This is a genomic window from Kribbella sp. NPDC002412, from assembly GCF_053592935.1.
Genome location: NZ_JBSFBL010000034.1, coordinates 67,717 through 86,646 on the forward strand (window position 1 = coordinate 67,717; position 18,930 = coordinate 86,646).

Sequence of the window (18,930 nt, forward strand, 5' to 3'; positions counted from 1 at the left end):
CACGGATCGACGATCAAGGTGTCGGATCACAAGGAAAGGACGACACCATGACCACCACGCCGCACCGGCGGGACCTGCCGGCGCCAACGATGCAACCTGACGGCGGCCAGTACCCGGTCATCACCACGATGGCGGGACGGGCGATCGCCGTACTCCGGGTCGCCTACGGGCTCACGTTCCTGTGGGCCTTCTTCGACAAGTTGTTCGGCTTCGGCTACGCCACCCCGTCCGGCAAGGGCTGGATCGACGGTGGCGACCCGACCGCCGGATTCCTGGGCAAGGGCACCAGCGGCCCGTTCGCCGACTTCTACCAGTCGCTGGTCGGTGACTGGTGGGTCACTCCGCTGTTCATGGTCGGCCTGGCCGGGATCGGTCTCGCGCTGACCCTGGGGATCGGGATGCGAATCGCGGCCGGCGCCGGCGCCCTGCTGTACGTGCTGATGTGGACCGCTGTCCTGCCGCCGGAGAACAACCCGGTGCTGGACGACCACATCCTCGGCGCCATCACCCTCGTCGTCCTCGCGCTGGTTGCCGCTGGCAACGTGTGGGGACTCGGCAAGTGGTGGAGCGGCCTGAACCCGGTCCGCCGGTACCCGTGGCTGCGGTGATTTCGATGACCAGGAAGCCGGTCATCCACGTGGGAGTCGACGGCTCCTGGCGGGACACCGGCGCCCTGGAGTGGGCCCTGCAGGAGTCCACGCTCCTGCAGGCGCCCCTCCAGGCGGTGCACGTGATCGAGGAGAAGGCCCGGCACGCGCCGGGCTGGGAGCCGGACGCAGTCGACTCCGCGTCGAGGGATCTGGTCGATGACGTCCAGAAGTACCTGGACGCGAGTCCGGGCCCGTTCGAGCACGGCACCGGGCTCGTGGTCGGGCCGCCGGCCCGGACCCTGGCCGACGTCGCTGCCGACAGCCGGATGCTGGTGGTCGGCCGCCGTGGAGTGGGGACGTTCCGGCGGCTGCTGATCGGCTCCACCTCGGAGGCGGTCGCGGTCGAGGCGAAGGTGCCGGTCGTGATCGTGCCGGAGCGCTGGAAGCCGTCCGATCACGCCGGTCCGGTGCTCGTCGCGCTGGACGACTCCGACGAGAACGCCGCGGTGATCGAGTTCGCGATCGCCGCAGCGGCCGAGCGGCAGCTGCCGGTCCGGTTCGTGCACGTCTGGGACCTGCCGGTGATCTACAGCTGGGACGCGATGAACGTCGCCGGCGTGGGTGGCGAGTGGATGGACAACGCCGAGCGGCATTTCGAGAACGTGGCGGCCGAGTCGCGCGCGAAGCACCCGGAGGCGACCATTCAGGTCGACGTCCGGCGCGGCCATGTGGTCGACGGCGTCGTGACCGCTGCCGAGGAAGCCGACGCGCAACTGCTGGTCGTCGGCACCCGCCACCACACGCGGCTGGCGTCGTTCCTGCTCGGCCCCGTCACGCGTGGCGTCCTGCACCACGCACCCTGCCCGCTCGCCATCGTCCCGGCGGCACGGGCTTAGCAAGACAACAGGAGAGGTTGGCAGAGATGAGTACCTGGAACCGGGGCGGGCCGGTCGTGGTCGAGGTCGACGGAAGCGTCGAGAACCTGCACGTGGTGGACTACGCGTGCGGGGAGGCGCTGCGATCCGGAGCCGAACTCGTGCTGGTGGCGCCGTACGCGCTGCACGGGTCGTTCTCGCCGATGATGCCTGCCTATTCGCCGAAGTCTCCGGCCGAGCTCGCGGACGACGCGTTGCGCGTGGCGGTGGCGCACGTACGGCATCACAACGGCTACGCGATGGACATGGCCGCGGTCACCGCCGAAGGCCCGCGCGTGCGCGTGCTCGCCCACGCGGCGCGGCACGCGCGGATGCTGGTGGTCGGCAGAACCCGCAACCGCGGTCCGCAGCGCCTGGTGAACACGCACGCGAACCTGACCCTGGCCGCCCGGGCCGGTTGCCCGCTGGTCGTCGTACCCGCCACCTGGAGGCCGTCCCTGACCGACCGGAAGGTTGCTGTCGGCATCGACGGTACGGCGCTGTCCGCGGAGGCGCTGGAGTTCGCCTTCACGGTCGCGGCCGGACGGAAGGCGAACCTGATCGTGGTGCACGCCGGCCTGCCGGCGGACCGCGCGTTCAACGACGAGGATCCGGAGCACTCGTGGATCAGCCGGGCCGATCACTTGTTGTCGGAGTCGCTCGCACCGTGGACGAGACTGTACGGCGACGTGCCGGTGACTCGCTTCCTGAGCAGCCGGCCGCCGGCCGCGGCGCTGGTGCACGAGAGCGGGGAGGTCGGTCTGGTCGTCGTCGGCTCGCACAGCGGTCCGTTGCCGATCGATCCGGTGGCGCGCCGCTCGGTCGCCGCGATGACCTGCCCGGTCGCGATCGTGCCGCACCACCTTACGGCCGAGGAGCACGAGCGCCTGCAGCAGCAGCGCGACGCGCGGCGTCGTGAGCTCGTGGCTCCGACGTACTGAACCTGAACGGAGGTTGATGATGTCCGAGGCCACACGTGCACTGATCGTGTACGAGTCGATGTACGGGAACACGGAGAAGATCGCGACCGCGATCCGCGACGGGCTGCGGCGGACGCTGCCCACCGAGACCGTGCCGGCCTACCGGGCCCCCGAGGAGATTCCGGGCGACGTGCGGTTGCTCGTCGTCGGGGGACCGACGCACGCGTTCTCGATGAGCCGCGCGTCGACCCGCCGGGACGCCCGTAACCAGCATGAGGTGGTGATGCCCGTCGAGGCCGGGATCCGCGAGTGGCTGGAGACGCTTGCTGACGGCAAGCGGCTCGACGCGGCCACCTTCGACACCCGGATCACCAAGGTACGGCGGCTGCCCGGTTCGGCGGCGAAGTCCGCCGCGAAGGTGCTGCGGCACCACGGCTTCAAGTTGCTGACTGCTCCGGCAAGCTTCTACCTGGACGAGACCACCGGTCCCATCGGCGCGGACGAGATCGAGCGTGCCCGCGCGTGGGGCGAGGAGCTCGGCCGGATGGTCAGCGGTTCCGTGACCGCGTCCTGACCGGGGAGGAGCCATGATGCATTCGATGGGCGCCGGGATGGGCTGGATGGTGTTCGGGCTCGCGCTGTGGGTGCTGGCCGTCGGCATCGCGGTGTGGGGCACGGTCCGGCTGATCCACCGGCCGCCGCCGAGGCCGGCCGGACTTCCGTCGCCGCTCGACATTCTCGAGCGCCGGTTCGCCGCGGGGCAGCTCACTCGCGAGGACTTCGACGAAGCCCGGGCCCGGCTCCGGGAGCACGAACTGGATGTCTGACCACACGACGAGGGGCTCACCGATCGACGGTGAGCCCCTCGCCCTTCGGCTCACCAAGAGCGGATGCGCCGACCGGTGATGCGCTGCGGCTCGATGGCGATGTACGTCTCGCGGACTCCGCCGGCCCACGGCTCGACCCGGTCCTGGGCGGCCGCGGCCTCCGGTCCGGTGGCCGGGCGGACCATGCCGTTCACCAGGATGCTCCACCCGTCCCGCAGGCCCTCGTCGACGGAGTCGACCTCGAACGCGACCGGGGCCAGGTCGTACTGGGCGACGGCGCTGTCGGCCGCCGTCCGGAAGACGATCAGGTCGTTCACGCGGCAGTAGTTGACCGGGATCACGATCAGGCCGTCGGCGCCGGTGAAGGCGATCCGGCCGACGACGGCCGACTCCAGGAGCTTGACGCACTCGTCCCAGCGCATCGGTTCGAGCAGCGGCATCATCCGGGACCGTCGAGTCGTCCGGTGCTGCAGCGGTGCGTTCAGCTCGCTGATCGTGGTGTTGAGCGCGTGGGCCAGCCTGGCCAGCTCGCCGGCGGTCAACGCGATCGGGCTGGTCTCGATCCGCTCGATACGACGGGTGCTCATCCCGGTGCGCTCGGCGACCTCCGACGTCGTCAGGCCGAGCTCGGTTCGGCGGTGCCTGACCCGGTTGCCGAGGTCACCCGGCACTTCCACGGACTGCGTCCTGGCGTCCATCGGTCTTCCCTTCCCTTGTTCCGGTAACTCCAGGCAACCATCAACCGGCCTGGGGCGGCAGGGCACGAGGACCCGACAGCCGCCCTGCTTGATCGGGGCGCGCAGTGCCGAAGGTCCCGGCCGGGCCGGGACCGTTTGCCCCTTCCGCACGGCGCGCGAGACATGCAGGCTGGCAGGTGAAACCGAAGGAGATGGTGATGACGATCAGGGTGTTTCTGCTCGACGACCACGAGGTGGTCCGGTTGGGACTGCACCAGTTGCTCGAGGACGAGCCCGATATCGAGGTGGTCGGGGATGCGTCCACGGCCGCGGAGGCGATCGCCCGGATTCCCGCCGTACGGCCGGATGTGGCGCTGCTGGACGTCCGGCTGCCCGACGGCGACGGCATCACCGTCTGCCGGGAGATCCGCTCGATCATGGACCAGCCGCCCGCCTGCCTGATGCTGACGTCGTACTCCGACGACAACGCCCTGTTCACGGCGATCATGGCCGGCGCGTCGGGCTACCTGCTGAAGCAGGTGCACGCGAGCGACCTGGTGGGCGCGGTACGGCGACTGGCCGCCGGCGAGTCGCTGCTCGACCCGGCCATGACGAGGAAGGTCCTCGAACGCCTCCGGCACCCAGTGGTCGAGGAGGATCCCCGGTACGCCTCGCTCACCGAGCAGGAACGCCGCATCCTCGCCGAGATCGCCGAGGGCAAGACCAACCGCCAGATCGCCCAGTCCCTCTACCTGGCCGAGAAGACGGTCAAGAACTACGTCTCCTCCCTGCTGCGCAAGCTCAACGTCGAACGGCGCACCGAGGCCGCCATCTTCGCCCTCGAACACGCGAAGAACTCTCAGCCGAAGTAGCGGCCGTCCGGAGGACTCTGCGGACCGTCCGGGGTCGAGGAGAGCGCCGCGCCGATCTCGGCGGACCAGGTGCGGATCCGGTCCCAGTCGCGGGAGTCGCCCGCCAGGTTGCCGGTGGCAAGGCGCCGGGCGAGGAATCCCTTCGCGGTGTCGCGCTCGAGCCGGCCGGCGAAGGTCACCACCGGCTCGGCGCCGATCTCTTCGGCGAGGCGCCGTACGGCGGGCGGCAGGTCCTGGGCCTGGTCCTTGTCCGGGCCGACAGGTCCACTGTGGAAGAGCCAGACCGGGCGGCCGCCGAGTTGGCCGGCGTTCCGGCGAAGGAACCGGACGGCCTCCGGCCGCCAGCGCCGGATGTAGAGCGCGCTGCCGAGCACGACGGCGTCGTACGACTCGATGCTGCCGACTGACGTGACGTCGGCAACGTCCACCTGATGACCGTGGGCGCGCAGTTCGGCGCCGATGGCCTCGGCGATTTCGGCAGTCGCGCCCATCTTGCTGGCGTAGGCGACCAGTACCTTCCTGGACATGGGTTCCTCCCTCTTGGTCAGCTCCAGCACACCAGCCGTCAGGCGGTCCGCGGCAGTGCCCAACGACCCCGGCTAACGGGCCGGACGGCCTTCGACCGCGGCGTGCGGAATGACGGCGACCGGACACGGCGACTGGCTCAGCAGCGTCTGGCTCACCGAGCCGAGCAGGAGGCCGGTAAAGCCGCCGCGGCCGCGGGATCCGACGACCACGAGGCGGGCGTCGGCCGCCCATTCGAGCAGGAGCTCTGCGGGGTGCCCGGTGACCTCGACGACCTCGGCCGTGCGCAGGTCGTGCGCCCGAAGTGCCGCGGTGACGTCGTGATGGTCGTCCTGGTCCTCCCGCTGGACCGTGACGATCCGGGCGACCAGTCCGTGCCGCCGCGCGTAGCCGAGGCCGAAGCCGACCGCGGCGTCCGCCGCCGGGGAGCCGTCGTACCCGATCACGACGGTGCCGCCGACCAGTGCATCTTCTCCCGGCCGGACCACGACCACCGGGCAGCGTCCGTGCGCGGCGAGCTCGAGGCCGGTCGAGCCGACGAAGAGCCCCAGCGCCCGGCCGGCGTTCCGGCTGCCGATCACGACCAGCTCGGCATCGATCGACTCGACCAGCAGCACCGGCGCGGGAAACCCGTCGACCCGGCGGGCCGTGACGGCCACGCCGGGCTCGAACTTGCGGGCCAGCTCCACCGCGTCGGCGACGATCTTGTCGGCAGCCGCCCGCAGGCCGGGAGCGAACGCGCCCGGCCCCAGCGGCACCCGGAACTCGGCCCACACGAACGCGTGGACGAGCTGCAGTCCGGCGCCCCGGGCAGTGGCTTCGGCCGCACCCCAGCGGATCGCGTTCTCACAGTCCTCGGCGCCGTCGATGCCGACGACGACTCTTCCAGCGGTCATGACGAGCCACCTTTCCAGCTCCAGTCGCGGATCTCGGGCAGGTCCTCGCCGTACGCGAGGATGTGGGCGTGGTGCCGGGCCCGCTGGTCGATGAGCCACTGCCGGACGGCGGCGGCCTGCTGACCGAGGCCGGGGACCCGGTCGATCACATCCAGGGCCAGGTGGAACCGGTCCAGGTCGTTGCGCACCACCATGTCGAACGGAGTCGTCGTCGTGCCCTCCTCCTTGTAGCCCCGGACGTGCAGGTTGCGGTGGTTGGTCCGCCGGTAGGTGAGCCGGTGGATCAGCCACGGGTAGCCGTGGTACGCGAAGATGATCGGCCGGTCCGTCGTGAACAGCGCGTCGAAGTCCGCGTCCGGCAAGCCGTGCGGGTGCTCCGACTGCGGCTGGAGGCGCATCAGGTCCACCACGTTGACGACGCGGATCTTCAACGACGGGAGGTGTTCGCGCAGCAGACTCACGGCTGCGAGGGTCTCCAGGGTGGGTACGTCGCCGGCACAGGCCATCACGACGTCCGGCGTACCGTCGTCGTTGCTCGCGAAGTCCCAGATGCCCAGGCCCCGGGCGCAGTGCAGGGCGGCGGCCTCAGGGGCGAGCCAGTCCGCCTGCGGCTGTTTGCCTGCGACAACGACGTTGATGTAGTCGTGACTGCGTAGGCAGTGCTCGGCGGTCGACAGCAGGGTGTTGGTGTCCGGCGGCAGATAGACCCGGATGACCTCGGCCTTCTTGTTCACCACGTGGTCGATGAAGCCGGGGTCCTGGTGGGAGAAGCCGTTGTGGTCCTGCCGCCAGACGTGGGAGGTGAGCAGGTAGTTGAGCGACGGGATCGGCCGTCGCCAAGGCAGCGTACGAGTGACCTTGAGCCACTTGGCGTGCTGGTTGACCATCGAGTCGACGATGTGCACGAAGGCCTCGTAGCACGAGAACCAGCCGTGCCGCCCGGTCAGCAGGTACCCCTCCAGCCAGCCCTGGCAGGTGTGCTCGCTGAGGATCTCCATCACCCTGCCGTCGGTGCTCAGGTGTTCGTCGGTCGGCAGTACCTCGGCGTGCCATGCCTTGCCGGTGACTTCGAAGAGCGCGTCCAGCCGGTTGGAGGCGGTCTCGTCCGGACCGAAGACCCGGAAGTTCCGCTGGGTGAGGTTGTCGCGCATGACATCGCGCAGATAAGTCCCCAGCACCCGGGTCGGCTCGTGGTCGGTGCCGCCCGGGCTCGGCACGTCCACGAAGTACTCGCGAAGGTCCGGCAGGTTCAGGTCCTGGCTGAGCAGGCCACCGTTGCTGTGCGGGCTGGAGCCCATTCGGTGGTGCGGGGACGGGACCTGGGCGAGCACTTGCCGGACCGGCCGGCCGTCGGCGTCGAACAAATCCTCCGGCCGGTAGCTGCGCAGCCAGTTCTCGAGCAGGCGCAGATGGTCAGGTGACGTCCGGACCTGGGTCAGCGGCACCTGGTGCGAACGCCAGGTGCCCTCGACCGGCACGCCGTCCACCTCCTGCGGACCGGTCCAGCCCTTGGGGGTGCGCAGCACGATCATCGGCCAGGCGCGGCGTGGTGCTCCTGGCCCGGTCCGGGCCTCGGCCTGGATCTCGGCGATCTCGTCGAGGGCCCGGTCCAGGGTCAGCGCGAGCGCCTGGTGGACGTGTGCCGGATCGTTGCCCTCGACAAGGTACGGGCGGTAGCCGTAGCCCTCGAAGAGCCGGGTGAGCTCGTGGTCGCCGATCCTGGCCAGCACCGCGGGGTTGGCGATCTTGTAGCCGTTGAGGTGCAGGATCGGCAGCACGGCGCCGTCGGTGCGCGGATCGAGGAACTTGTTCGAGTGCCAGGAGGTGGCCAGCGGGCCGGTCTCGGCCTCGCCGTCACCGATGACACAGGCGACGACCAGATCCGGGTTGTCGAGCACGGCGCCGTACGCGTGGCTGAGGGAGTAGCCGAGCTCACCGCCTTCGTGAATCGATCCGGGCAGCTCGGGCGCAACGTGGCTGGGGATGCCACCGGGGAAGGAGAACTGGCGGAACAGACGCGCCATACCGGCGGCGTCGCGGGAGACGTCCGGGTAGGTGTCGCTGTAGCTCCCTTCGAGCCAGGTGTTGGCGGCGATCGCGGGTCCGCCGTGCCCGGGACCGATGACGTACATCATGGTGAGTTCGCGACGGCGGATCACCCGGTTGAGGTGGGCGTAGAGCATGTTCAGGCCGGGGGTCGTGCCCCAGTGCCCGAGCAGGCGCGGCTTCACGTGCTCTGGGCGCAGCGGCTCGGCGAGCAGTGGATTGCCGAGCAGGTAGATCTGGCCGGCGGACAGGTAGTTGGCGGCGCGCCAGTACGCGTCGAGTCCGGCGATCTCGTCGTCGGCCAGCGGCTTGCCGGTCAGCTCATGCATGGTTTCTCCTCTTCCGGGGTGGGCGAAGGCGGCCGTCGGCGAGTTCGAGGACGTCGTCGACGGCGGCCAGGTCACGCAGGCGATGGGTGATGAGCAGGGTCGTGCGCCCGTCGGTCGCCGCGGTGATGTCGTCGATCAGCGCGTCCGCGGTCGCGGTGTCCAAATGGGCGGTGGGCTCGTCGAGCACGAGCACGGCCGGATCGGCGAGCAACGCCCGGGCAAGCGCCAGTCGTTGCCGTTCGCCGCCGGAGACTCCGAGCTCGCCGACCGTTGTGGTCAGGCCGGCCGGCTGCCGCCGTACCCAGGCGCCGAGCCGGACCCGGTCGAGGACCGCCAGCAGTTCGTCGTCGGTGGCGTCCGGTGTGCCGATCAGGAGATTGTCGCGGGTCGTCCGGCTCAGCAGGTCCCCGGGCGCGGGTCCTGCCGAGGCCGGAGGGCGCGGCACGGTCGATGTCGATCCAGGCCTGGACCCGGGTTCTGCCGAGAACCCGAACGGCGGCGTCGTGCCTGACCAGCCGTTCGGCGTACCGCAGCCCGAACTGCCACCGGGCGAGGTCGATCGCATCCATGGCCCTCAGCCTGACGGCCGGCCGGCGCCCGCCCCCAGAGTCGAAGGTCCCGCCCCGGCGGGTCCCTACGGCTCTGGCCCGGACCTGCCCGGCCGGGGTGAGCTGGTGGGGTATCGGAAGGAGACGTCATGACGACGGTCGAGCGGCCGGGTGCCCGGCTCCTGGCGGGATGGGACGTGCTGGCCTCGGACGGGTCGGTGGTGCGGATCCGGCCGGTGCGGGCGGACGACGAACCGGCGCTGGGAGCGATGAACGAGCGGGTGTCGGATCGGTCGATGTACCTGCGGTTCTTCGGGATCAGCCGGTCGATGGCCGACGAGCACATGCACCACCTGGTGGCCGACCACGACGGTCACGTCGCGCTGGTGGCCGAGTACGACGACCGAGTGGTGGGTGTGGCGAGCTACGAGCCGCTGCGGCCGGGCGAGGCCGAGATGGCCTTCCTGCTGGAGGACTCGGTGCAGGGACGGGGGATCGGGACACTGCTGCTGGAGCAGCTCGCCGCGACCGCGCGGGAGAACGGGGTCCAGCGGCTCCGCGCCGACACCCTGGCCGAGAACGCCGGCATGCTGCGGGTGTTCGCCGACTCGGGCTTCGAGCAGGTACGGCGCCTGGAGAGTGGCGTCGTCGAACTGGTGCTGGACACGGCGTACCGGCCGTCGACGCTGGAGCGGATGGCCGATCGTGAACGTGCGGCCGAGGACAGATCGCTGCACCGGGTCTTCGCCCCGCGCGCGGTCGCGGTGATCGGGGCCGGCCGCACACCCGGTGGGATCGGTCACGAAGTGCTCCAGAACCTTGTCCGAGGCAACTTCACCGGACCGGTGTACGCCGTGAATCCGCACACCGACCGGGTTGCCGGCCTGCCGTCGTACCCCTCGGTCGAGGATGTGCCGGGGTTCGTCGACCTCGCGGTGATCGCGGTTCCGGCCGAGCAGGTGCGACACGTCCTGGGCTCTTGCGGAGCCAAGGGCGTCGCCGGGGCCGTGGTCCTGACCGCCGGGTTCTCCGAGCTGGGGACGGCGGGTCATGCGGCCCAGCAGGAGATCCTGGAGGTCGCGCGCCGGCACAGTATCCGGTTGATCGGCCCGAACTGCATCGGCTTGGTGAACACCGACCCGGCCGTGAACCTGAACGCGACCTTCGCGGAGGTGTCGCCGACGCCCGGCGCGCTGGCGATCGCGGCACAATCCGGAGCGGTCGGAGTCGCGGTGCTGGACCAGGCCGGCCGGAGCGGGCTCGGCGTCTCGGAGTTCGTCTCGCTCGGCAACAAGGTCGATGTGAGCGGCAACGATCTGCTGCTGCACTGGTGGGGTGATCCACGGACCGCGGTGATCGGGCTGTACCTGGAGTCGTTCGGCAACCCGCGGAAGTTCGGCGGGCTGGCGCGGCTGGTCGGCCGGACGAAGCCGATCCTCGTCGTCAAGGGCGGCCGTTCCGCGGGGGGCCGGCGGGCTGGTGCCTCGCACACCGCCGCCGCGGCGACCCCGGAGACCGCGGTCGATGCGTTGTTCGCGCAGTCCGGCGTACTGCGGATGGACACCCTCGAGGAGTTGGTCGAGACGGCTCGCGTCCTGGCTGCCTTGCCGCTGCCGCGCGGCCGCCGGCTGGCTGTGGTCGGCAACGCCGGCGGTGCCGGGGTGCTGGCCGCGGACGCGGCCGGACGGCTGGGTCTGGACCTGCCCGAGCTGAGCGATGCGGTACAGCGGGAGCTCATGGGGCTCGGCGCGGTCGGCAGTGTGAATCCCGTCGACCTCGGTGCGGCTGCGTCACCGAGCAGCCTTGGCCGGGCCTTGCACCTCATCGCAGACAGCGGTGAGGTCGACGCGGTGCTGGTCAACTATGCGGCCACCCGCGCCGGGCATGTCGACGAGATCTACGACGCGATCGCCCAGTCGGCCGCCGGTTCCGGGCTGCCGATCCTGGTGAACTGCGTCGGTGCGCTCGACGCTGCTCCGGAGATCGTGGTGGTGGGTGGGCGGCGGCTGCCGGTGTTCCCGTTCCCGGAGAGCGCGGTTCGGGCGTTGGCCCATGCCGTCCGGTACGCCGAGTGGCGGGCTCGTCCGCAGGGCGCCGTACCGGAGCTTGCCCGGGTCGATGCAGCCGGCGCGCGAGCGGTGGTTCGGGACTTCCTCGGGAATCGTCCTGAGGGCGGCTGGGTGGACCAGGTGGAGGTCGGTCGGCTGCTTCAGTGCGCAGGCGTTGCCGCGATCCCGGTCACCGGGGTGTCGACCCGCGCGGAGGCGATCCGGGTGGCGAAGTCGATCGGCTACCCGGTCGCGCTGAAGACCGCGTCACCGACAGCCCTGCACAAGACCGACATCGGGGGAGTGCGGATCGGGCTGGCCGACCAGTTGCAACTGGCGGCCGCGTACGACGAAGTCACCGCGGCGGCCCAGGACCCGAACGTCGTGATCCAGGCGATGGCCCCGAGTGGGACCGAACTGCTCGTCGGTGTGGTGCGAGACCCGCTGTTCGGCCCGCTGGTCATGGCCGGAAGCGGTGGTGTCCTGACAGACTTGCTGGCCGATCGCCAGTGGCGAGGCCTCCCGCTGACGGACCTGGACGCGGCCGACATGGTGCGATCACTGCGGTGTGCGGTGCTGCTGGCCGGCTACCGAGGTGCGGAAGCCGCGGACCAGGCGGCTGTGCTGGACGTGATCCATCGGATCGCGTGGCTGGCCGAGCTGGTCCCCGAGCTGGCCGAGCTGGACATCAACCCGCTGATCGCCGGCGCAGCCGGCGCGTTCGCGGTCGACGTCCGGATGCGCCTCACCCCGGCAACTCCCGAGCCGGATTGGTACGCGCGCCGGATGCGCCCCTGATCAGAGCCTGACCCGCTCCAGGTGGCCGGGCGTCACGGCGGTCCAGTCGAGCTCGTCCTGGATCCGCGCGGCGAGCTCGGCGCGGGCGTGGTCCTCACCGTGGACGACGTACACCAGCTCGGGCGGCTGCGGAGCTGCGGAGAGCCACTGCACCAGTTCGCCGGAGTCGGCGTGCGCGGAGAACTCGGACAGCCCGACGATGCGGGCCCGCACCGGGACGTACCGGCCGTGGATCTTGACCGAGCGGGCACCGTCGAGGAGCGCCCGGCCGCGGGTTCCGGGGACCTGGAAGCCGGGGAGCACGACGGTGTTGCGCGCCCCGGGCAACAGTCGGGCGAGGTGGTGCAGGACGCGGCCACCGGTCGCCATCCCGGAGGCCGAGATCACCACCGACGGGCGACCGGGGTCACTGATCCGGATGGATTCCTCCACCGAGTGGACCAGGCGCAGATCGCCGGGATCGAACGGATCCGGGCCGCCGACGACCTCCGGCCGCAGCTCGGGAGCCTTGTTGCTGACGGCCGAGCGGTAGACGTTCAGCGCGGCGAGTGCCATCGGGCTGTTGACGTAGACGGGGAGCCTGGGCATCAGGCCGTCTCGGGCGAGTGCGGTCAGCTCGTGCAGCAGGACCGCCGTACGGTCGATGGCGAAGGCCGGGATCAGCACCACGCCGCCGCGTTCTGCTGTCGTCCTGATCAGCCGTCCGAGCCGGGCGTGGTCGAGCGGCTGGTGGCGGCGGTCGCCGTACGTCGCCTCGATCAGGACCGTGTCGACCGCCGGAGGAGTCGCGGGCGGCAGCAGCAACGGGTGGTCCTGGCGGCCGAGGTCCCCACTGACCAGGAGCCGGCGACCGTCCAGCTCGAGTACGGCGAACGCGGAGCCGAGGATGTGGCCGGCCCGGTGCAGGGCGACCGTGATGCCACCAGGCAGCTCGACCCGGTCGGTGGCCGGCCGGAACAGGTGGATCGCCCGTTCGGCGTCGTCGGTGTCGAACAACGGCAGCGGCGGATCGTGCCGCGAGTAGCCTTCGAGCCGCGCGTGCTGCGCATCCTCCACCTGGAGGTGGGCTGCGTCGCGGAGCACGATCGCTGCCACCTCCGCCGTACCCGGTGTGCAGATCACCGGGCCGCGGAAGCCCTGCCTGACCAGGCCGGGCAGGTACCCACAGTGGTCCAGGTGGGCGTGCGTCAGGACGACGGCGGAGATGGTGGCCGGATCGACCGGGAACGGGTCCCAGTTGCGCCGGCGCCAGCGCGCGTCGCCCTGGAAGAGGCCGCAGTCGACCAGCACCCGGTGCCGGTCGTGCTCGAGCAGGAACTTGCTGCCGGTCACCGTCCCGGCGGCGCCGAGAAAGGTGAGGCTGGTCATCGGGCGGCTTCGAGGGTTTGGTCGAAGCGGTAGGCGATGTGGCCGAGGACGCGGAGAGCCGCGACGGTCTCGGCGACGTGCTCGTGCGAGTCGACCGGGTGAACGGTCCTGAAGAGGTCGTCGCGGAGGTCCTCGAGCCGGTCGAGCAGGTGAATCATCTCGTCGGCGACGATCGCGTCGTATTGCTGCCGGCAGGCGAACAGCGGCAGGATGCGGCTGCGGTACGCGGTGAGGGTGTACTGCGCTTCGGCCAGGCGGCGCTCCTCGACCAGCCAGCTCTCGGAAGCGCTGGTCTCGGCGAGGCGGTCGAGCTCGGCCTCCCAGTGCTCGATCTCGTGCTGCAGTGAGGTGGTCATGACTGCTCCTTGTCGAGGAAGTCGGCGACAGGCCGGCGCGCGGTCCCTTCGGACGGACGGCCATGGCCGAAGCGGATGATCATGTGGGCGTGTCCCGGCTGCTGGGTGAGGCGCTGCACCTTTCTGCGCAGGTCGTCGAACTCGAGCGGCTGGTTGAGGAAGGACGCGGTGACACCGTCCCGGGTCGCGGTGAGCAGCACGCGCTCGAGCGCCAGTCCGGCCGCGACCTGGTCGGCGGGTTCGTCGCCTCTGGTGGACAGTACGGCGAGGTCCGGATGAGCCTCGAAGCTCGTCTCCTGACGCATCCGGTCGACCGGTCGGGTACCCATGTCGCGGACGGCTGCCGGGTAGCTGGTGGACCGTGGTCCGAGCGCCGTACTGGGCACGCCGTCGTCCGGGCGCTCGCCGCCGACCCAGCGGGCGCGTTCGGCGCGCCGACGCCAGTCGTGGATCTCGCGCAGGTCGGTGTCGACGACCATCTCGAGGACGGCGCGGACCTCCGGCTCGTCGAGCCAGGTCAGCTCGGCGCCCTCGGCGTACGCCGCCCGCACGAGCGCCACCCGGATGCTCTGCGGCAACGGATCGGCGCCGGACGGGCCCCTACCGGTGTGGCGCTTCGGAATCTGTTCGGCGAGGTCGCGCAGTTCCTCGTCGGGCGTGCCGGTGGGCTCGACGACGATCCGGGCGAGCAGGTCGGGTTCCTCCGGGTACGGCGCGAGTCCGAGCCAGGTCCCGTAGCCCAGCGACTCGGCCGCGCAGCGCAGGTTGAACGTCGCGGCGCCGGCCGCGATCCGCATCGCCCGGCCGGTCGGGTCCTCGGCCGGCAGGGTGCGTGAGTCGTCGAGGAAGACGTCGATCACGCGGCCCTTCACCGCGAACCGCCACGGCTGGGTGTTGTGCATACTCGGCGCGGCGACGGCCGCGGCGAGCAGGATGTCGACGTCCTTCGCCGGCAGTTGCTGGTCAGACACCGGAGGCTCCTCCCACTGGCTCTTACCCCAGCCTGACCCCTCGGAAGAGGGCCTCGCTGCGGTCAAGAGTCCCGACTTGGGAGGCCGTTCGGCGGTCAGTCGTCGCTGACGGGCGCTCGGAGCTCGACCACAGTGCCGTGTGGCTCGTTGTCGGTGACCTGCACGGTCCCGTTCAGTGCCTGAGCGCGCTCGGTCAGGTTGCGCAGACCACTCGACCGGCGGCTGCCTCCGATGCCCACGCCGTCGTCGGCGATCCGGGCAACGACCAGTTCGGAGTCGACCACGATCTCGACGGTGACGTGCGACGCCTGAGCGTGCCGGACCACGTTGGACAGGGATTCGCGGACGGTGGCGAGGATCTGCGGCCGGACGGCGGCCGGCACGACGGTGTCGATGGGCCCGGTGCAGGTGAGCTGCGGCCGGAACCCGAGCGGCTCGGTGTACTCCGCGACCAGGGCGTGGAGGTCACCCCGCAGCGAGCTGGTGTCCGGTGCCTGCTGGAGCTCGAAGATCGCGGCGCGCAGGTCGTGGATGGTGGTGTCGATGTCCTCGACCGCGCGGTGGAGTCGTTGCTGGTGCTCGGGCCGGGCGAGCCGCTGCATGCCTTGCAGTTGCAGCCCGGTAGCGAACAGGCGCTGGATCACGAGGTCGTGCAGGTCCCGGGCGATCCGGTCGCGGTCTTCGAGGACGGCGAGCATGTCGCGGTCACGCTGCGCCTGGGCGCGTTCGAGTGCGAGGGTGGCCTGGCCGGCGAACAACTGGACCAGGTCGGCGCCCTCGGTCACCCGGAAGTTCGCCCCCTGCTCGGCCGCCACCACGAGTAGGCCGCCGGTGCCGGAGGAGCCGGGCGGCAGCGGCGCGATCGTCGTACGGCCGAGATTGGCGCCTTCCGGGAACTCGGTCACGCCGCCGGTGTCCTTGAGGAGTTGGGCGAGGTCCTCGATCACCACCTGCTCGCCGCTGCCCGAGGCGGCCCGGCTGATCACCGGAATGCCGTCGGCGGGGACGCGGCGGCCGCGGAAGCGCTGGAACTCGGGTGGGCCGTCGACGGCGCGCACCACGAGGTCCTGCTCCGCATCGGCGAGCAGGACGGCCGCGACGTGTGCGCCGGACACCTCGCGGGATCTCCGCGTGATCAGGTGGAGTGCCTCGTCGGAGTCGAACTGGCCCAGCATCAGTTGCGTGATCTCGGCGTTCGCCTCGTGCCACCGGCGGCGCTGCTCGGTGTCGGCGTACAGCCGGGCGTTGTCGATCACCACGCCGGCCGCGGCCGCCAGTGCGGTGACGGTGCGTTCGTCGTCCTCGGTGAACTCGGCGCCGCCGGTCTTCTCGGTCAGGTACAGGTTGCCGAAGGCATGTTCCCTGGTGCGGATCGGCACGCCGAGGAACGTCTTCATCGGCGGGTGGTTGGCCGGGAAGCCGTACGACCGCGAATGCTCGGCCAGGTCGGCCAGGCGGATCGGTTCGGGGTGGTCGATCAGAAGGCCGAGGATGCCGTGCCCCTCGGGGTACGGGCCGATCGCGGCGATCTGCTCGTCGGTGACACCGTGCGTGATGAACCGGACGAGTCGTTTGCCGTCCGGCCCGACGACGCCGAGCGCGCCGTACCGGGAGTTCGCGAGCTCGCAGGCGGCGGTGACGATCCGGTCCAGCGTGCTGTTCAGGTCGAGGTCCGCGCCGATGCCGACGACGGCGTCCAGGAGGGCGCGGAGCCGCTCTTGGGACTCCATGATCTCGTCGACCCGGCCGAGCAGTTCCTGTAGCAGGGCATCGAGCCGTACACGGGAGAGCCCTGCGAACTCCAGCGCCCCCTCGTCCCAGCTGCCCCGCCCCGGCCGCGCGTCTTGAGCCACGGGTCCACCATACGAAAGGTCCGGGCCGATTGTGAACGGTCGCGGTGCGAAGCCGACCGTGTGCCCACCGCAGCGTCGAGCGGCGGTCAGCCGGTGCGTGGGCGCTTGCCCCAGGGGACGAGGCGGCGGCCGTGGAGGGACTCGATGCCGAGCCGGACCAGGTGCGGGTCGTCCATCGGCAGCCACGAGTGCAGGGGCAGAGTACGGCGGAGCGCGGTGGATTCGTCCGGGGTGACGACCGAGAGGTGGCCGACCGCGGTCACCGTCCAGCCGAGGTGGCGCTCCAGATCCACGTCGTCTGCCTCGAATGCCACCACGTCGCCCCGCTCGGCGGCCCGGAGCTTGTCGCCGGGGCCCGTGCTGAACACGAGCGTGTCGTCGTCGACGACGAAGTTGACCAGGCGAATCGCCGGGAGGCCGCCGTACGTGTAGACGAGCCGCCCGAGCGGGACGGAGCTCAGCAAGCGCAAGCACTCCGCCGTACTGATGATCTCCAGGCGTGAGTGGTCGAACAGGCTGATCGTGGTCATCGAATCCTCCGGACGGTGGACGGGGCGTCCATGTGTTCACAATCGCTTCCGGACGGGCGCGTCAGTAGGGTCGAAGGTCCCTGACTCTGGAGACTGTGGACAGGGACGGTTCGGCGAGGGGGAGGGACGAGTGGCCGGTTGGACGTTGTCGGCTCCCGGAGTCGCGCTGCTTCGGCAGTACAAGCGGGAGTGGCTGCGGTCGGACGTGGTCGCGGGCGTCACGGTAGCGGCGTACTTCGTGCCGCAGGTGATGGCCTATGCGCAGTTGGCCGGTCTGCCTCCGGTGACCGGGCTGTGGGTCGCGCTGGCTCCACTGGTGCTGTACTTCCTGCTCGGTACGTCGCGCCTGTTGTCGCTGGGGCCGGAGTCGACGACCGCGCTGCTGACCGCCGCGACGATCGGCCCGCTGGCCGCCGGCGATCCTGCGCGCTACGCGACGCTGGCCGCCGTACTGGCACTGCTGGTCGGAGTCATCTGCGTGATCGGCTGGCTCGCCCGACTCGGCTTCCTGGCAGATCTGCTGTCGAAACCGGTGCTGGTCGGGTACATGGCCGGCATTGCGGTGATCATGATGACGAGCCAGCTCAAACGCCTCACCGGCGCTCCGGTGAGTGGTGACACGCCGGTTGCGGAGGTGGTGTCAGCGGTCCGCCTGTTCGGTGAGTGGCAGCTGGCGCCGGTCGTGCTGTCGGCAGCCGCGCTGGTTCTGCTGCTGGTGATGGCGCGCTGGACGCCGCGGCTCCCGGGTCCCCTGATCATGGTGGCGCTGGCCGCCCTGGTCACCTGGGCAGCCGGGTTGGCGGACAAGGGTGTGGCCCTGGTCGGCGAGGTGCCGAGCGGGCTGCCGGTGCCTGCCTTTCCGGACATCAGCGCGCACGACGTGGGCCTGCTGGCGCTGCCGGCGGTGGGGATCGCCCTGGTCGGCTACACCGACACGGTCCTGACCGGCCGTGCGTTCGCCACGAGAGGTGGCGAGCGAATCGACCCGGATCGCGAGTTCCTGGTCCTTGGGCTGGCCAACGTCTCGGCCGGGCTGGTCCGCGGGTTCCCGCTCAGCAGCAGCGGCAGCCGGACCGCGGTCGCGGAAGCCTCCGGCGCAAAGAGCCAGGTGTACTCCCTCGTCACCGCGGCCTGCATCGTCGCCACGCTGCTCTTCGCCGGCCCGCTGCTGTCGACATTCCCGGCCGCCGCCCTCGGCGCGCTCGTGGTCTTCGCGGCGCTGCGGCTGATCGACCTGGCCGAGTTCCGGCGCATCGCCACCTTCCGGCTCAGCGAGTTGGTACTGGCGCTGGCAACCACAGCCGGTGTGATCGCCTTGGACGTCCTGTACGGCGTGCTCGTCGCGGTCGCCTTGTCCGTCGTGGACCTCCTGCGCCGCGTCGCCCGGCCGCACGACGGGATCCTGGGCTACGTCCCGGGGATCGCCGGGATGCACGACATCGACGACTACCCCGACGCGCGCCCCGTGCCGGGGCTGGTCGTCTACCGGTACGACTCGCCGCTGTTCTTCGCCAACGCCGAGGACTTCCGCCGCCGGGCCCTGGCCGCGGTCGACGCCGCCGAGGACCCGGTCCGGTGGCTCCTGCTGAACGCCGAGGCGAACGTCGAGGTCGACATCACCGCCATCGACGCCCTCGACTCGCTGCGCGAGGAGCTCGCCGAGCGCGGCATCGTCCTTGCCATGGCCCGGGTCAAGCAGGACCTCCGCGACGTCCTGACCGCCGTCGGCTTCGTCGACCGCCTCGGTCCGGAACGCATCTTCTACACCCTCCCGACCGCGGTCGAGGCGTTCCGCGAGCAGACCGAGCCCCGCCCCTGAGCCTGCGGCAGGACCTTCGCTGCCTGCTGGAAGGACTTCGGCC

Annotated in this window: 18 protein-coding genes; 8 read left to right on the forward strand and 10 right to left on the reverse strand. The window is 70.8% G+C overall.

Annotated features, from left to right (window positions below):
- Window positions 1-47 precede the first annotated feature (47 nt).
- From ACWCOV_RS25715 to ACWCOV_RS25735, 5 genes are read left to right on the forward strand one after another with little or no spacing between them, the layout of a single operon-like run.
- Entirely contained in the window at window positions 48-608 is a 561-nt protein-coding gene (locus ACWCOV_RS25715) for a hypothetical protein (RefSeq protein WP_449831858.1), read from the forward strand.
- 5 nt (window positions 609-613) lie between these two features.
- A complete protein-coding gene (locus ACWCOV_RS25720; protein ID WP_449831859.1) occupies window positions 614-1,486 on the forward strand; it encodes a universal stress protein in 873 nt (290 codons plus the stop codon).
- Between the two features lie 26 nt (window positions 1,487-1,512).
- The gene (locus tag ACWCOV_RS25725) at window positions 1,513-2,445 is read left to right on the forward strand and encodes a universal stress protein (protein WP_449831860.1); all 933 of its coding nucleotides are present in this window, start codon (window positions 1,513-1,515) and stop codon (window positions 2,443-2,445) included.
- 19 nt (window positions 2,446-2,464) lie between these two features.
- On the forward strand, window positions 2,465-2,998 hold the full coding sequence (locus ACWCOV_RS25730; protein ID WP_449831861.1) for a flavodoxin family protein: 534 nt from the start codon (window positions 2,465-2,467) through the stop codon (window positions 2,996-2,998).
- A gap of 13 nt (window positions 2,999-3,011) precedes the next feature.
- Window positions 3,012-3,251, forward strand: coding sequence for an SHOCT domain-containing protein (locus ACWCOV_RS25735; RefSeq protein ID WP_449831862.1), 240 nt, complete (start codon window positions 3,012-3,014; stop codon window positions 3,249-3,251).
- 50 nt (window positions 3,252-3,301) lie between these two features.
- Here ACWCOV_RS25735 and ACWCOV_RS25740 read toward each other — a convergent pair whose 3' ends face one another.
- Window positions 3,302-3,949, reverse strand: a complete 648-nt coding sequence (locus tag ACWCOV_RS25740; protein WP_449831863.1) for a helix-turn-helix domain-containing protein — start codon at window positions 3,947-3,949, stop codon at window positions 3,302-3,304.
- 197 nt (window positions 3,950-4,146) lie between these two features.
- On the opposite strand from ACWCOV_RS25740, the gene ACWCOV_RS25745 reads away from it, so the two are divergent.
- Window positions 4,147-4,800 carry a response regulator gene (locus tag ACWCOV_RS25745; RefSeq protein WP_449831864.1) on the forward strand — a complete coding sequence of 218 codons (654 nt, stop codon included), beginning with the start codon at window positions 4,147-4,149 and terminating at the stop codon, window positions 4,798-4,800.
- Here ACWCOV_RS25745 and ACWCOV_RS25750 read toward each other — a convergent pair.
- The 4 genes from ACWCOV_RS25750 to ACWCOV_RS25765 all read right to left on the reverse strand — a co-directional run bounded on the left by ACWCOV_RS25750 (window position 4,788) and on the right by ACWCOV_RS25765 (window position 9,041).
- A complete protein-coding gene (locus tag ACWCOV_RS25750; protein ID WP_449831865.1) occupies window positions 4,788-5,327 on the reverse strand; it encodes a flavodoxin domain-containing protein in 540 nt (179 codons plus the stop codon). The two genes, ACWCOV_RS25745 and ACWCOV_RS25750, sit on opposite strands and share 13 nt — an antisense overlap.
- Before the next feature lie 72 nt (window positions 5,328-5,399).
- Window positions 5,400-6,221: a universal stress protein gene (locus tag ACWCOV_RS25755; protein WP_449831866.1), complete on the reverse strand. Its 822-nt coding sequence runs from the start codon at window positions 6,219-6,221 to the stop codon at window positions 5,400-5,402.
- Window positions 6,218-8,596 carry a phosphoketolase family protein gene (locus tag ACWCOV_RS25760; RefSeq protein ID WP_449831867.1) on the reverse strand — a complete coding sequence of 793 codons (2,379 nt, stop codon included), beginning with the start codon at window positions 8,594-8,596 and terminating at the stop codon, window positions 6,218-6,220. Before ACWCOV_RS25760 ends, ACWCOV_RS25755 begins: the two co-directional genes overlap by 4 nt.
- Window positions 8,589-9,041, reverse strand: coding sequence for an ATP-binding cassette domain-containing protein (locus tag ACWCOV_RS25765; protein ID WP_449831868.1), 453 nt, complete (start codon window positions 9,039-9,041; stop codon window positions 8,589-8,591). Before ACWCOV_RS25765 ends, ACWCOV_RS25760 begins: the two co-directional genes overlap by 8 nt.
- Before the next feature lie 252 nt (window positions 9,042-9,293).
- Here ACWCOV_RS25765 and ACWCOV_RS25770 point away from each other — a divergent pair, with 252 nt between their 5' ends.
- The gene (locus ACWCOV_RS25770; protein ID WP_449831869.1) at window positions 9,294-11,990 is read left to right on the forward strand and encodes a bifunctional acetate--CoA ligase family protein/GNAT family N-acetyltransferase; all 2,697 of its coding nucleotides are present in this window, start codon (window positions 9,294-9,296) and stop codon (window positions 11,988-11,990) included.
- Here ACWCOV_RS25770 and ACWCOV_RS25775 read toward each other — a convergent pair whose 3' ends face one another.
- From ACWCOV_RS25775 to ACWCOV_RS25795, 5 genes are all read right to left on the reverse strand, one after another.
- Window positions 11,991-13,358 carry an MBL fold metallo-hydrolase RNA specificity domain-containing protein gene (locus ACWCOV_RS25775; protein WP_449831870.1) on the reverse strand — a complete coding sequence of 456 codons (1,368 nt, stop codon included), beginning with the start codon at window positions 13,356-13,358 and terminating at the stop codon, window positions 11,991-11,993.
- Entirely contained in the window at window positions 13,355-13,714 is a 360-nt protein-coding gene (locus ACWCOV_RS25780; protein WP_449831871.1) for a hypothetical protein, read from the reverse strand. The genes ACWCOV_RS25775 and ACWCOV_RS25780 overlap by 4 nt, the downstream gene beginning before the upstream one ends.
- On the reverse strand, window positions 13,711-14,685 hold the full coding sequence (locus ACWCOV_RS25785; protein WP_449831872.1) for an Acg family FMN-binding oxidoreductase: 975 nt from the start codon (window positions 14,683-14,685) through the stop codon (window positions 13,711-13,713). The genes ACWCOV_RS25780 and ACWCOV_RS25785 overlap by 4 nt, the downstream gene beginning before the upstream one ends.
- 95 nt (window positions 14,686-14,780) lie before the next feature.
- Window positions 14,781-16,538 carry a GAF domain-containing protein gene (locus ACWCOV_RS25790; RefSeq protein ID WP_449831873.1) on the reverse strand — a complete coding sequence of 586 codons (1,758 nt, stop codon included), beginning with the start codon at window positions 16,536-16,538 and terminating at the stop codon, window positions 14,781-14,783.
- A gap of 86 nt (window positions 16,539-16,624) precedes the next feature.
- Window positions 16,625-17,068, reverse strand: a complete 444-nt coding sequence (locus ACWCOV_RS25795; protein ID WP_449831874.1) for a pyridoxamine 5'-phosphate oxidase family protein — start codon at window positions 17,066-17,068, stop codon at window positions 16,625-16,627.
- 130 nt (window positions 17,069-17,198) lie between these two features.
- Between ACWCOV_RS25795 and ACWCOV_RS25800 the strand changes: the two genes are divergently transcribed.
- Window positions 17,199-18,887 carry a SulP family inorganic anion transporter gene (locus ACWCOV_RS25800; protein WP_449831875.1) on the forward strand — a complete coding sequence of 563 codons (1,689 nt, stop codon included), beginning with the start codon at window positions 17,199-17,201 and terminating at the stop codon, window positions 18,885-18,887.
- Window positions 18,888-18,930 lie beyond the last annotated feature (43 nt).

Bases quoted from the DNA above. Each gene is read 5' to 3' on its own strand.
- ACWCOV_RS25730 (WP_449831861.1), top strand. From the start codon at position 2,465: ATGTCCGAGGCCACACGTGCACTGATCGTGTACGAGTCGATGTACGGG.
- ACWCOV_RS25760 (WP_449831867.1), bottom strand. From the start codon at position 8,596: ATGCATGAGCTGACCGGCAAGCCGCTGGCCGACGACGAGATCGCCGGA.
- ACWCOV_RS25755 (WP_449831866.1), bottom strand. From the start codon at position 6,221: ATGACCGCTGGAAGAGTCGTCGTCGGCATCGACGGCGCCGAGGACTGT.
- ACWCOV_RS25745 (WP_449831864.1), top strand. From the start codon at position 4,147: ATGACGATCAGGGTGTTTCTGCTCGACGACCACGAGGTGGTCCGGTTG.
- ACWCOV_RS25750 (WP_449831865.1), bottom strand. From the start codon at position 5,327: ATGTCCAGGAAGGTACTGGTCGCCTACGCCAGCAAGATGGGCGCGACT.
- ACWCOV_RS25795 (WP_449831874.1), bottom strand. From the start codon at position 17,068: ATGACCACGATCAGCCTGTTCGACCACTCACGCCTGGAGATCATCAGT.
- ACWCOV_RS25735 (WP_449831862.1), top strand. From the start codon at position 3,012: ATGATGCATTCGATGGGCGCCGGGATGGGCTGGATGGTGTTCGGGCTC.
- ACWCOV_RS25775 (WP_449831870.1), bottom strand. From the start codon at position 13,358: ATGACCAGCCTCACCTTTCTCGGCGCCGCCGGGACGGTGACCGGCAGC.
- ACWCOV_RS25725 (WP_449831860.1), top strand. From the start codon at position 1,513: ATGAGTACCTGGAACCGGGGCGGGCCGGTCGTGGTCGAGGTCGACGGA.
- ACWCOV_RS25780 (WP_449831871.1), bottom strand. From the start codon at position 13,714: ATGACCACCTCACTGCAGCACGAGATCGAGCACTGGGAGGCCGAGCTC.
- ACWCOV_RS25720 (WP_449831859.1), top strand. From the start codon at position 614: ATGACCAGGAAGCCGGTCATCCACGTGGGAGTCGACGGCTCCTGGCGG.
- ACWCOV_RS25770 (WP_449831869.1), top strand. From the start codon at position 9,294: ATGACGACGGTCGAGCGGCCGGGTGCCCGGCTCCTGGCGGGATGGGAC.
- ACWCOV_RS25715 (WP_449831858.1), top strand. From the start codon at position 48: ATGACCACCACGCCGCACCGGCGGGACCTGCCGGCGCCAACGATGCAA.
- ACWCOV_RS25740 (WP_449831863.1), bottom strand. From the start codon at position 3,949: ATGGACGCCAGGACGCAGTCCGTGGAAGTGCCGGGTGACCTCGGCAAC.